Source organism: Planococcus sp. S3-L1 (assembly GCF_030063085.1).
In the GTDB taxonomy this organism is placed as follows: domain Bacteria; phylum Bacillota; class Bacilli; order Bacillales_A; family Planococcaceae; genus Planococcus; species Planococcus kocurii.
This window is the reverse complement of sequence record NZ_JASISN010000008.1, coordinates 1-14,046: the sequence shown is the minus strand read 5'-3', so window position 1 is coordinate 14,046 and position 14,046 is coordinate 1. Positions and strand designations below refer to the sequence as shown.

The following is a 14,046-nucleotide window of genomic DNA, read 5'->3' as shown; positions in this document are numbered from 1 at the left end:
CTGCCTTTTTACATATTAAAACACTTCGATTTGTCCCATCATGCCGTTATCTTCGTGTTCTAAAATGTGGCAATGGAACATGAAAATGCCTTCTTCTGGGAACGTCACAAGTAATTTTACTTTTTCGCCAGGGTTGACTAGCACACTGTCTTTTAAGCCCTGTTCGTTCGGTTCTGGCTCCTTGCCATCGCGCGAGATAATCTTGAATTGAGTGCCGTGGATATGGAAGGGGTGAATCATTCCGCCCATCATGTCGGGTTTGTTGTAAACTTCCCATACTTCCGTAACGCCTTGTTCTTGGCGCAAGTCGATTCGATTTGGATCAAATTTCTTACCATTAATCGTAACCATGTCCATCATGCCGAACAGCTCAATATCTTTCGAGACAGGGCGTGCTTTTTCCTGTGCGGTTAAGAACGGCTCATCAGCTGTCCACATCTCAGGCGAACTAGCTGGAGAATCGTCGAGAGCCACATCAAAGGGCAGTAATTCTATCCCCTCATCATTGATGAGGGAAAGAGACTCTTCGTCAGTGAGCTTGGAGAAATCAATCAAAATTTCAGCGCGTTCTGAAGCGGCGAGTGTCAGCGATTTGGTTTCAACAGGCTCGTCTAGTAGCCCACCATCTGAAGCGATTTGGGTAAAGCGATCACCATTGCTCAAGCGGAATGTATAGTTTCGTGCATTGGCTCCGTTCAGTAGACGAAAACGCATGACGGGTTTCGTAACAGTAAGTTTTGGATGAATCGTTCCGTTGATGATGGAAACAGTACCTAAAGTTCCATCATCGTTCATGAGCTTGTTGTAGTTTAGTTGTTTGTTGTCATCGAACAAACGATCTTGGAAAATAAGCGGAATGTCATCAACTCCATACTCAGTAGGAAGTTGTGAGGCAGAGCTAGGTTTCTCATCAATAAGCAACATTCCCGAGAGGCCCTTGAATACTTGTTCAGCTGTCGAGCCGTCAATATGTGGATGATACCATAGCGTGGCAGCTGGCTGATCAGCTTCTAGTGTGACGATTTGGCTGTCACCGGGCTGGATTCCACCGTGTGGACCTCCATCTATTTCCCCACGAACTTCAAGACCGTGCCAGTGAAATGTAGTCGGTTCATCTAGATTGTTGGTGATTTTAACATCGACACTTTCGCCTTCTTCAATCTTAAGTGTGGGACCAAGTAAATCACCGTTATAGCCATACGTATCAGTCGAGACGCCATCGAAAAACTCAGTGTTTCCTTTTTGAGCAATGACTTCGTAATCATAATCTTGACCTTGTTGTTTTTCCAAAATTGGCGGAATCGCCAGTGCCTTTAAACCTTTAGAAGATTCAAGTAGAGGCACATTGCCGTGCATCATGCCACCCATGTCTTGCTGAGAATCTGTGTTACCGCCCATATGTTCATTATTCATAGGCGTATTTTGTGAGGACATGTTGCTGCAACCGACTAAGATAAAACTTAAAACAAATGAGCCAAGTGTAATTTTTCGCATATTATTCCTTCCTTCCATTTGCCTTCTTCAAAACTAACTTTACTCAATAACTATGCATATCCAGTGCAGGAATGATGGCGTTTTTTTGTATATAGACAATATATTTGGCAAAGCTGTAAATCTGCACAAAAAATCAAAACTTTTTAGGTAAGCTTGAATTACTTGGAAAAAGAAAGATTCGGTAAGTAAAAGTGACTAGTCAACTGTTCTAGCAAAATGGAATCCTTCCATTCGTTTGAGTAGTTTGCAGATCGACTGAGCTGGTTGGTTAAAAAGAGGCTGCGATGTTTAACAAACGATCTTTGAAAATTGATTTATTGTTTTTTATCTTGATTGAACTGAAAAGGCCGGCTTCTTAATAAGCTAAGGTTTAGGTCGTTTTCATAAGCTGAATTTAAACGATTAATTAAACAGATGAGGAAGGGACTTGGAAAAAATCGCCACAAGAATAACGAAGAAAACTAAATGTCACGCTATTCTCAGGATAAGAGGAGAGAGTTAAATGGAGAAACAGCAAAGCCCCAACAGTCATCAAAATCATTCACATTCAACTGAGCAGAATCATTCTCACGACCAATCCGAAAAGATGCATGAAGAGCATGGCAGTAATCATCATGGGCATCAAGAACACGGCAATATGGTAGAAGATTTTAAAAAACGTTTTTTTATTTCATTAATTTTGACGCTGCCCATACTAGCGTTGTCACCGATGATTCAAGATTTTTTGAGAGTCGATTGGCGTTTTGACAATGATCTATATATTCTGTTTGCGTTATCAACGATTGTCTTTTTCTACGGAGGCTGGCCATTTTTAACAGGTGGAATCAGCGAGTTAAAAGATAAAAATCCAGGAATGATGACGTTGATCGCCCTAGCGATTACGATTGCTTACGGCTATAGCACTATGGTGGTATTTGGTTGGGATGGCAATCAGTTGTTTTGGGAACTGGCAACTTTGGTCGTCATTATGCTGCTCGGCCATTGGATTGAGATGCGTTCGATTATGGGAGCATCCAATGCACTCGAGCAGCTAATTCAATTGATGCCAAACGAAGCACATAAATTGGACAAGCATAAACAAGTGCACGATGTGCCGTTATCCGAAATTAAAAACAAAGATTGGTTATTAATCAAACCCGGTGAAAAAATTCCGGTGGATGGCTTGATTATGGAAGGGAACTCCACGGTAGATGAATCGATGCTGACAGGAGAATCTTTACCTATCGATAAAACAGCAGGTGATGGAGTCATAGGGGGTTCAGTGAATAAGGAAGGCTCTTTGACAATAGAAGTAGAGAAAACGGGTGAGGAATCTTATTTATCGCAAGTCATCAAAATGGTCAAAGAAGCACAGGAATCCAAATCCAGAACGCAGGATTTAACCAATCGTGCAGCCAAATGGCTGTTTTATCTGGCGATAGGTGCAGGACTTGTTACCTTTACCGTTTGGCTACTGCTCGGTTACTCTGTAGACATCGCAGTTGAACGCATGGTGACAGTTATGGTTATAACATGTCCCCATGCGTTAGGGTTAGCGGCACCACTTGTTGTAGCTGTTTCGACCTCCATATCAGCGAAAAAAGGATTATTGATTCGCAATCGAACTGGATTTGAAGATGCCCGCAACTTAAATGCAATCGTTTTTGATAAAACAGGAACCTTAACAAAAGGGGAATTCGGTATTACCAATATTGTGCCAAATAATGAATATACAGAAGAGAAAGTTTTGCAGTTTGCTGCTAGCATCGAACAAAATTCGGAACACCCAATTGCAACAGGAATTGTACAGTCTGCTAAAGATAAAGGAATTGAGCTAAGAAAAGTAACTGATTTTGAATCGATTACTGGAAAAGGCATTCAAGGACAAGTGGACGGCCAGAAAGTGAATGTGGTCAGTCCGCGTTACATTAATAATAACAAGCTGAATTATGATCAACAGCAATTTAATGAGTTATCAGAAGAAGGCAAAACGGTGGTTTTTGTTTTGGTGGAAGACGAGTTAGCTGGAATGATTGCGCTTGCTGATATGGTCCGCGAAACTGCTAAAGAAGCCGTCGCAACTTTGAAAGAACAAGGTATTCATTCGATTATGTTGACAGGAGATAATAAGAAAGTGGCAGACTGGGTAGCGAAACAACTAGGAATTGAGGAAGTTTATGCTGAAGTGCTACCGGATGACAAAGCCAATCAAATCAAAAAGATTAAAGAAAAAGGCTGGAAAGTAGCGATGACTGGAGATGGTGTGAACGATGCCCCGGCACTTGCCACAGCCAATCTTGGAATTGCCATTGGTGCAGGCACGGATGTCGCCATGGAAACGGCTGATGTCATACTTGTTCGAAGCAATCCAAATGATGTGGTCGCCTTAATAGATTTATCAAAAAAGACTTACCGGAAACTGGTGCAGAATTTATGGTGGGCTACTGGATATAATATTTTTGCGATTCCGCTAGCTGCCGGTGTACTCGCTCCATGGGGACTTGTGGTGAGTCCGGCGATTGGTGCTGTGCTTATGAGTTTAAGTACGATTATTGTCGCAATCAATGCGAAATTGCTAAAAGCCTAACTGAGCTGTGTAAAAAAGTTTTGTACCCGTGCGATTGTCGTTCTTAGGAGAGCTGGCAACTAAATAGTACTAGCATAAAAGTTTCCCGCTCAGAAATTTAACTGAAAAGTAGGCCAACCGATGTCACCGAGCATTCATAAGAACACTCAAAAAATGAAAAAGAAAAAACCTGGAGTAACGAACTTATTGTATTTCGCAATTATGCTTGCGACTGGTTTACTGATACTCGCTTCGGCATTCATTTACATCAATATAAAGCAACATGCTTACAAAAATAGTGAAACAGTTGAGCCCGGTTCTAAAAATTTCTACTTGGAACTCTTCCAACACAAAAGTAGAGAAACGGGTCTTTCAGACACTGCGCTCAATCCTGATAAAACCTCAATTTTACAGGTCGGGCAGCCAATGAGAGATGAATTTCAACCTGCTATGAAAACACTATTTGAAGAAAAAGAACAATCATCACAGAATATCGAAAATTTATTTGACGATGTCATGTCTGGAAAACAGATAGACACGGGACATTCAACTTTTGGAAAAGACGTTATTTACATCTATCATTCCCACAGTAGAGAAGCTTTTTTGCCATATTTTAAAAAGATAAGTCAACCAGAAGATGCTTATCACTCCAAGATTAATATTACTTTAGTCGGTGAGATGCTGGAAAAAGCTCTTGAACGAAGAAGCATAGGAACAATAGCCAATTCTACTGACATTGTTCGGGAGTTAAATACAAGAGAGCTAGATTATGGCAGTTCTTATTCTGTATCCGGAGAACAGGTAAAAACTGCTCAACAGAAAAATCGCAACTTAGAAATTTTCTTAGATATTCACCGTGATTCTTTGCGTAAAGATTCGACTACTGTAAAACTAAATAAACAAGATTATGCCCGCCTGTTGTTTGTTGTCGGCACCGGCCACAAAGAATTTGAAAAAAACCTGACATTTACTAAACAGTTGCATCAACAACTTGAAACTCAATATCCGGGATTATCTAAAGGAACACTTGAAAAAGATAAGAGCCAAGGGAACGGTGTCTACAATCAGAACTTGTCTCCCAACGCGATTATTATTGAAATTGGCGGAGTCGATAATACAGTAGCAGAACTTCATCGAACTGTAGAAGCGTTAGCTAATGTTTTAAGCGATTATTATTGGCATGAAGAAAAGTGAGAAGTTAATTGGGAACTAAATAAGTTCTACAGAAGCTAAAACAAATGTCCAAATTAACAAACACCCCGGTCTAACCACTTTTGACAAGTGCTTAGACCGGGGTGTTTGTTTTTTATGCTTTATTTGTACCATGTTTTTCGTTCCACAGTTTATAAGGGGCTAATCTTTCCGAATGATCAACTTGTGTCATCGGAAGGCGTCGCGCATCGGTGGATTTTGAGAACTCATCGTAAAAATTTTCTAACTCAAAATATTTTCGATCGTCACGGTAATAGGTTTTGTACTCTTCTCTAGTTGTGATGTAAGTGACTTTTTGCGGGCTGCAATAATACATCGCGCCTAAACACATTGGACACGGACTGGCCAGTATGTAAATTTCGCAATCTGTTAAATGTTCAGTTCCGAGCTTTTTACAGGCGTCTTGAATAGCAAGAGTTTCTGCATGTGCAGTGGGGTCATTTGTTTGCGCCACTTGGTTTGCGCGTTCAGCAATAATTTCATCCCCACGCGTAATGATACATGAAAAAGGTCTACCGCCTTCTGCTACATTGTTATTGGCTAATTGAATGACTCGTTCAATAATATCCAATTTATCCATCCTCTCAAAAGTAATTTCATTCTTTTCAATATATCAACTATTCCCGACTCTCTAGTTCGTTAAACTTTTGAGAAAATAGGGGCTGTTCGATTTTAACTACTAGCTTAAAATATAAAAAGTAAAAAATGTTTTTTTAAAATGTTAATGTCGTATACTGTAAATGCAAGATAAAAACATATACTAATGAAGGTTTAATTTTGAAAAAATTGGCTATTGAATCGACTTTATGAGTGGCAATTTCATGAGTGTGAAAGTACCTGCAACAACTTAAGTGCATGTAAGCGATAATAGCTGCAAGTAAAAGCTGTTTGTCGAAACAGAAAGTCTATAGACATCAAGGAGGAAGTGCATGAAGAATTCATTTGAAAAAGGGATTAGGTATAAATATTTGCGGTTAACATTTTCATCTGTCCTTGTTTGTTGCTTACTAATTATTGGGATTAACTTCTATATGAACAACCAACAACAAGAAAAACTAGACGAATTTACAGAACTCACAGAAAAACAAGAAACACTTAGAAGTCTTGTGCATTCATTAAATCAATTATTTTTCCGAACTAGAGGATTTTATGCTTTTCAAAACGAACAAGAATTGATTATGTCATATACAGAGCTAAAGGATTTAAAAAAATCAATCGTTGACATGAATGAGCTATCAATTACGCGACAAGAAAAAGAGCGGCTTGTTGAGTTAAGTGATTTTGTTGGCACATTCGAAGAAGTAATCTTTCCTGCTGCAGTTGCTGCTGTTCGGAATAATGATTACGAAGAATTACGGAAGTTATCTCAAGGCGGTACGAACACTGCAGTAAATGAATTTGTAGCATTTTCTGAGGAATATCAAGCGGCTAATGAAAATACATTGAATAAATTAAACGAAGATATGCTCAAAGAAGCAGAAACTTTTTCGTTTGTCTTAATTCTTTTGTTTGTTCTTTTATTTATCGTCATTGTTTTTATTATTTTAAGAGCTTTAAACGATATTGTGAAGCCTATCGAAGGAATGCAAAAATCAATTGAAGGATTTGTGCAAGGAGAGGAAGTAGCTTACAAACCACTCGAACGCTCAGATGAACTTGGTGTTTTGTCTAAGACTTTCCATGAAATGATCAACACCATTCAAAAAAACCAAGAAGAGTTAACTTCTCAAAACCAAGTGTTGCTTTTAAACGAGACAGAATTACAAGAAAAACAAACGAAGCTCGGGGCATCTTTAAAAGAAACCGAGAAAACGAAAGAACGGTTGATTCGATTTAATGAGCTAAATCATATTTTGTCTTTTACGTTGGATAAACAGAAGTTGATCAATGCAACGCTCGAATATTTTAATGATACGTATGAAGTTGATACGGGAGTACTGTGGTTGCCTAAAACTGGTGAGTATACGTTAAAAGGATTTACAGCTACCATGTTCAAGCAATTTCAAGAAGAACGAATCAATTATTTGAAAGCTAGATTGAAAGATCGCCAATCGTTTACTGTAAAAAGAGAAGCGCAGCAAGAAAAAGGATTTACTGCTGATACTGTATATATCCATGATCTATATGCTTCAGTGAAAAACGAAGAAAATGATCATATTGCGTTAATTGGCTTATCGCGAGTAGGCAGAACTTTTTCAACTGAAGAAGAACAAGATATTAGTGGATTGTTAAACCGCATTCACTTAGCGATTGATCGCATTCAACTTTACGATGCGGCCATCCATGAGCGGACGCTAAATGAACGAATTATCAATAATATAAACGAAGGCATTCAATTTATTTCGAAAAATGGAGACATGGTGCAGCGCAACGACACCATGTGTACAATGCTAAATTGTGGCGAGGCACCACTGGATACTTCGATTACTCAAGACATATGGATTAAGGGCATGTCTGATCAGACCACTGATTCTGAATCGATGTTTACGTTTTTAACTAACTGCATTCGCGAAACAGACCGAGAAGCCAATACATTCCAGTACACTGTAAAAGAACCGTATGAGCGCGTGATCGATGTTTACAGTACACCGGTCATTGTAGAAAATGAAAAAACCGGTACTATTTTTGTCCACCGAGACATTACGCGAGAACATGAAGTGGATAAAATGAAATCTGAGCTTGTCAGTACCGTGAGCCATGAGCTTCGAACACCATTGTCCAGTGTTCTCGGATTCACCGAGTTATTGCTTAACAAGCAACTCAAGCCAGAAAAACAAGAACGCTATTTAAAAACCATTTACAAAGAAGCGAAACGTTTAACTAACCTTATTAATGACTTTTTGGACTTGCAACGAATGGAGTCTGGAGACCAAGTCTATCGCATGGACAAAATTTCACTCAATGAAATCATCATCGAAACTGCTGAGAAATTCCGTACGCAAAAAGATCATTCAATTGTCTTTGTGGACGATGCTTCTGACGTGATTGTTGAAGGAGATCAAGAGCGTATTGCCCAGGTGTTGATGAATTTAATCGGCAACGCTGTTAAGTTTTCACCACTTGGTGGGAAAGTGACCATTTCTATCAAAAACGATGCGAACAACTTGCGTGTATCGATAGAAGATGAAGGAATCGGTATTCCACCTGATGATATTCCAAAACTATTTTCTAAATTCCAGCGTATTGATAACAGCTCACGCCGAAAAATCGGTGGAACTGGTCTGGGTCTCGCAATTTGTCAGGAAATTATCCTTCAACACGACGGAAAAATTTGGATAGAATCGCAAGAAGGAATAGGATCAGTCATTCATTTTGAGTTGCCGCTCGTTTCTAAACTGCAAGGACACGCGACTCACGAAGGCGCAGAAGAAAATCCGCCAGTGATGATCGTAGAAGATGATATGAGTCTGACGCTCTTACTTTCTGAAGAACTAAAGGTCAACGGATTTAAAGTGATTTACCATACTTGTCCAAAAGCCGCCTTTGAAGAAGCAAAACGCACACCGCTAGTAGGAGCAGTTATCGATATTATGCTCGGTGAAGAAATGGATGGCTGGGACCTTGTCGACATGATGAAAGCGGATGATTTAACCAAAAACATCCCAATCGTCATTTCCTCTGCGCTAGATCCTTCTTCTGATGCCAAGAAAATCAATAAAATTAGCCATTACTTAACAAAACCATACGCGCCAATTAACTTATCAAAAGTAATGAAAAAGCTATTGGCTGGTCAAGATGAAGACGGCGTTATTTTTTACGCTAGAAAAGATTATATTGATAACGAATAGCGAGTGTGCAGGTTGTACGAAAGAAACCGATTTTTTGATACCGCTTCGCTTACGTGGATGCGCCGGCGCTAAGCAACCAGGTAGAATTTTCTATTTGGTTCGAAATTTTAAAAAGTAATTTCACAAAAAAACGAACAGGTCCTCAAAGGATCTGTTCGTTTTTTCTTATGAAGCTAATATGTTCTCGACAAGTGTGAGCAGTTCCATCGGGCTAAATGGTTTGGACATAAAATAATCCGCTCCTTTTGCTATCGCGTTTTCCCGGTCCGCATCTTGTGCTTTGGCCGTCAGCATCAGCACTTTGGTGGTGTTATGATCGTTTCTTACTGCTTCTAATACTTCGAGGCCTGTTAAGTAAGGCATCATATAATCAAGAACAATCAAATCGTAATCGTTGTCTCTAATTTTTTGAAGCGCTTCTTTGCCATCTTCTGCTTCTTCAACATCAAAGTCATCTTCGAGTGTATCCGTAATGAGGATGCGCAAAATGTCTTCATCATCTGCTACTAATATTTTTTTCAACTAAGCTTACCTCCTAAAATTAAGACGAAATTCCTTTGCGTTTCATATCGCCCCAATGCGCTTGTTTGCGGAAAGTGGCAAAAATGCCTTGAATTCTCCACAACACCATTAGCGGGCGGTACCAAAAAGCTTCTGTTAATGCCCAGAAATATAGGCGTACTAAATGAGACGTTTTTGGGTATTTGTGGAGTGTTAATTCTTCTAATAAGACAGCTAATGCCGAAATAAGAGAGCCATATAAAACTGTCACTAAGAACAGAATGCCGGCAATTTGTGGATCGACCAAAGAAAAGAAAAGGCCACCAACAATAATGAAATAACCAAAAAATTCAAAGACTGCGCCGAGAAGTTCAACGAAAAGAAAATAAGGCATTGATACCAATCCAACTGCGCCATATTTAGGATTGAACATCATTTTTTTATGCGTCCATAAAGTTTCGAATAATCCGCGTTGCCATCGCACTCTTTGAGATCTAAGAACTTCAAGTGACTCCGGGGCTTCGGTCCAACAAACTGGATCGGGAACGTATTCAATGCGCTGTTTGGATTTTTCTTCTCGTAAAAGTCGGTGCAGCCTGACAACCAGTTCCATGTCCTCACCGACTGTGTTTTTGTTGTATCCGCCGGCTTGTATAACTCGTTCTTTGTTAAATACGCCAAAAGCGCCAGAGACGATGAGTAAAATGTTCAAATGGCTCAAAGCTAGTCTACCGATTAAGAATGCGCGGAAGTACTCAATAATTTGCATAAGCACAACAGGATGCTTTGGAAGATCAATAATTTCTACTTTACTTCTCGAAATGGTGGAACCATTTGCAATCCGCACCGATCCGCCGGTTACAATAACTTGTCCATCCGACTCGATAATGGGTTTCATCGTTTTAAGCAGTCCATCATTTTCTAAAATGGAATCGCCGTCAATCGCACAAAAATAGGAATAAGAGGACAAGTTAATACCGGCATTTAGAGCATCTGCTTTTCCGCCATTGGCTTTCTTAATCAGGCGGATATAAGGGAATATAGAAGATTGATAGATTGAATCGATTTTTGCTGTTTGTATATGTGTACGAACAGCAAAAGGGATTTGAACCATGTTAAACTCTTGAATCATTCGTTCAGAGGTAGAATCTTTCGAACCATCGTCAATTACAATAACTTCTTTTTCGGGATATTCGAGTGCTAACAACGAACGTACTGTGCTAACGACACCTACCTCTTCATTGTAAGCGGGAACCAGTATAGAAACGGGGTACGTATACGGATTTTTTAAGATGTCTTCGGTTGACTCTCTACGGTCTAGCTTGCTCTCTTTTTTTACTTTTCCGAATGCGAGCATGAAAAGACCTACATAACTCAAGCTTGAAAAAATCATGTAAAAAATAATTACATAGGATAAAATTTCAAAAAACGTGTGCATTACGTTTCACTTCCTAAAAGGAATGTTTCCCACTGAGCTGCCATGTCTCGAGCAAAGCGATCGGGATGGTTAATAGCTAAATGGGTGAGTAAAATATCCCCATCTGAAAACTGTGTCAAAGCTTCAGCTGATGAATAACGTACCCACCAAATTGAATCGCCAAGTAGTTCACCAAGTATTTCTTTAAAGCGGGATAGCTGAAGTCTTCCCGCAATTCGAGAAGCGAACATGCGCTCTTGCCAAGATGTAGAGTGAAAAAATGGCATTAATGAGCTTGGTGTCGTTATATATTGTAAACGTAAAATTGACTTTAAAACTTGAATTCGTATTTCGCTATCTTGACTGTGCAATTCTTTCTCAATCAGAGGGAGAAATGCTGTTAATCCAGCCATTCCGATATAAGAAATCGCAGCATATTTCAATGTTTTATTCGCATGATCAGCTTGTAGAGCAGCATGCAATGCTCTTTCTTGCGTACTCAATTCCATTCGCTTGAATACGTCAATGTACAAGCGAACAGGTGCATCGGGATATTTTGCTAACGCAGAAACAGTTTCCGACTCGTTTAACGAGGCTAAGGTTCGAATAAGTTGTTGCGTTTCTTGATCCAATCGAACCGATTTGTGAAGTTTTTCTTTAAGCAGTGGGGAGAGGGATTGCATATGAAAATCTTCGATAAAATACAATGTATTCATGCGAATAGCCCAGCTCTTACGCTCGAGTTGCTTCGTATAACGTTCGGTCAAAAAATCTTCTGAAAGTTTTGCGACAAGGGGAGATGTGCTACTGCCTTTTGTAACAGAAACATAACCGTTTAATAAGTGTTCAAGAACTACTTCCTTATAGGAACTGCTGCGTAGTTCTTGACTAAACTTTTCATCAGAAGGGTCTAGCATATAGGTACTAAATGAATCTGTTAAGGCTTCATATTGTTTGCGGATAGCTTGTTCTTTTTCCATCAATCGCTTTTTTCGCCAAGCTAAAATGAACAGAAGAACAAGTTGGCTGAGAAACAGTGCAGTAACGACAATCCATAGATAGTATATAGTCAATTGAACATCCTCATCGTTAGGCGTTGAACACGTGCCACAATTTCCTGTGCATAAAATGGCTTAACGATATAGTCATCTGCACCACTCTTCAAAGCGAGAACGATATCCGATTCATTTGTACGTGACGTCAACATGGAAATGACAATATTTTCGTTAGGGTACTGACTTCGCACATGATTTAATACTTCCAATCCGTCCATCTTCGGCATGACGCCATCAAGTAAAATCATATAATTTTCATCCGGTGTGTACCATTCTGATTCAACAAAACTAACACCATCCGCAAATTCCTTTATGTAGAGGTCAAAATCATCTGGCTTCCAAGTAGAGAATTGTTTTGAAACCAGTCTACGTACGAGCGAATCATCGTCGATAATAATGATATTGAGGTGGCGTCTTAATTCGTCAGTAGCCATTTCATAAATCATCGTTTGATTTCGGCCATTCTTTTTAGCTTGATACAAAGCTTGGTCTGCCGTACTCACTAAAGTATCTTGTTTTAGTCGGTACTGACTAATTCCAGCAGAAAATGTAACATGAAATGTTTCATGTGTGTCATTTGGAAAAGCCATATTCGCGAAGGCTATGCGAATTCGTTCTACTAAAACTTTGGCATCTAGTGCCTTTGTATCTGGAAGAATCAAAGCAAACTCTTCTCCGCCGTATCTAAAGAAATAATCTGATTGTCTTTTCATTTTTAGGAAAAGCTGACCGAATGTCCGCAGAACTTCATCGCCTACAGGATGACCGTAACTGTCATTTACTTTTTTAAAATGATCCAAATCAAATAAAACAAGAGTGAAGATATTTTTTGTTCTTTCTGATGAATTCGTCATTTGTACCAATACATCATTAAAGTACCGTCTATTTCCGGCTCCAGTTAACTCATCAAAAAGTGTTTCTTGTAAGATCAGTTCTTGATTACGCAGCCGGTTCATCACATAAGGCACAAAAATAGCCATATTCAAAGGCTTAGGAAGAAAATCTGTTGCACCTATTTCCATTGCTCGAACTTGGTTATCCACGTGATTGTCCTCACTGACGACGGCAATGGGAAGGGAACGGCTTTGAGCAGCGTGGTGAATTTGAGTGACCAATTTAAAGCCATCTGCGTCTGGTAAGTTTGAGTCAACTAGGATCATTTGCGGTTGAAGGGTATAAAAGAACTCCATTCCTTTTTTACCATCAAGTGCAATCACGACAGGAACTCCTTGTTCTTCCAATGATTCTTTTATATGCGATGCAAATTCTGGATCAGAATCAATAACTAACACCAACGATTTTTTAGTAAGCGCGTGTTCTTCTAAATCTACAATTACTTCTACGTTTGGAGAAAAGTCCTCTACTACAAAAAAACTTTTTAAGGTCAACATGAATTCTTCTAATGAATCAACGGGCAGTAAACGGATGCTGTCTTCTGAAAAATGCTCGAGTTGTGTTCCACAAAAGTCAGATAGCTCCATAAGCCCAATGGTTCCTGCAGTACCTTTCATCGTATGCAAAAAACGATAAACTTCGCACTCTTGAATTTCTTTTTGCTTAAACCATTTTGAAAAATCTTGCTCCACTCTATCAGAAAGCAAAACTTTATAATTTGTTGGTGCCATTACCATTCACCTTCTTTTAAAAAATAACTAGATACTTCCACTATACTATATAAATTCCTTTTATGTAGTGATGTGTAACCAGAATATGTCATGATGCTTATGAGTAGTGAGAGTGGTACTTTTCTGTTTTAAAAGAGTAGCAACTATATGCATTGCGTTTACTAGTTTTTTATTCATTACCAAGGGATCACACGGGTATAAACATTCTGAAGATAGTTTATATTGTACAAATTAAAAGGACTCTCTATTACACAGAATTAACTAATTCATCTTTTTTTAAAAAAAGTGATCTAAACAAATGCCCTTTGCGTTATGTCTGTATAACGAAAAAAAAAACAAGAAAAAGGGAGCGATTTTATTATGAAATTAAACAAATTACTGTTAGCCCTACCACTTAGCCTAGCGTTGC

At 39.1% G+C, this 14,046-nt stretch carries 9 protein-coding genes; 3 read left to right on the top strand and 6 right to left on the bottom strand.

What is annotated here, in order from left to right:
• Window positions 1–15 precede the first annotated feature (15 nt).
• Entirely contained in the window at window positions 16–1,494 is a 1,479-nt protein-coding gene (locus tag QMF37_RS09385; RefSeq protein WP_071152773.1) for a multicopper oxidase family protein, read from the bottom strand.
• 502 nt (window positions 1,495–1,996) lie between these two features.
• Between QMF37_RS09385 and QMF37_RS09380 the strand changes: the two genes are divergently transcribed.
• On the top strand, window positions 1,997–4,060 hold the full coding sequence (locus tag QMF37_RS09380; RefSeq protein ID WP_078080766.1) for a heavy metal translocating P-type ATPase: 2,064 nt from the start codon (window positions 1,997–1,999) through the stop codon (window positions 4,058–4,060).
• 153 nt (window positions 4,061–4,213) lie between these two features.
• Entirely contained in the window at window positions 4,214–5,233 is a 1,020-nt protein-coding gene (locus tag QMF37_RS09375) for a stage II sporulation protein P (protein WP_245830220.1), read from the top strand.
• A 112-nt stretch (window positions 5,234–5,345) separates the two neighbouring features.
• Here the strand turns inward: QMF37_RS09375 and QMF37_RS09370 are convergent, their stop codons facing one another.
• The gene (locus QMF37_RS09370) at window positions 5,346–5,822 is read right to left on the bottom strand and encodes a nucleoside deaminase (RefSeq protein ID WP_177167549.1); all 477 of its coding nucleotides are present in this window, start codon (window positions 5,820–5,822) and stop codon (window positions 5,346–5,348) included.
• 358 nt (window positions 5,823–6,180) lie between these two features.
• Between QMF37_RS09370 and QMF37_RS09365 the strand changes: the two genes are divergently transcribed.
• A complete protein-coding gene (locus tag QMF37_RS09365) occupies window positions 6,181–9,039 on the top strand; it encodes an ATP-binding protein (RefSeq protein ID WP_071152770.1) in 2,859 nt (952 codons plus the stop codon).
• A 165-nt stretch (window positions 9,040–9,204) separates the two neighbouring features.
• On the opposite strand, the gene QMF37_RS09360 is transcribed toward QMF37_RS09365, so the two are convergent.
• From QMF37_RS09360 to QMF37_RS09345, 4 genes are read right to left on the bottom strand one after another with little or no spacing between them, the layout of a single operon-like run.
• Window positions 9,205–9,561 carry a response regulator transcription factor gene (locus QMF37_RS09360; protein WP_071152769.1) on the bottom strand — a complete coding sequence of 119 codons (357 nt, stop codon included), beginning with the start codon at window positions 9,559–9,561 and terminating at the stop codon, window positions 9,205–9,207.
• Between the two features lie 19 nt (window positions 9,562–9,580).
• Window positions 9,581–10,978: a glycosyltransferase family 2 protein gene (locus QMF37_RS09355; RefSeq protein ID WP_283478062.1), complete on the bottom strand. Its 1,398-nt coding sequence runs from the start codon at window positions 10,976–10,978 to the stop codon at window positions 9,581–9,583.
• Window positions 10,978–12,030, bottom strand: a complete 1,053-nt coding sequence (locus QMF37_RS09350) for a HEAT repeat domain-containing protein (protein ID WP_283478060.1) — start codon at window positions 12,028–12,030, stop codon at window positions 10,978–10,980. Before QMF37_RS09350 ends, QMF37_RS09355 begins: the two co-directional genes overlap by 1 nt.
• Window positions 12,027–13,637, bottom strand: a complete 1,611-nt coding sequence (locus QMF37_RS09345; RefSeq protein WP_283478058.1) for a diguanylate cyclase — start codon at window positions 13,635–13,637, stop codon at window positions 12,027–12,029. The genes QMF37_RS09350 and QMF37_RS09345 overlap by 4 nt, the downstream gene beginning before the upstream one ends.
• Window positions 13,638–14,046 lie beyond the last annotated feature (409 nt).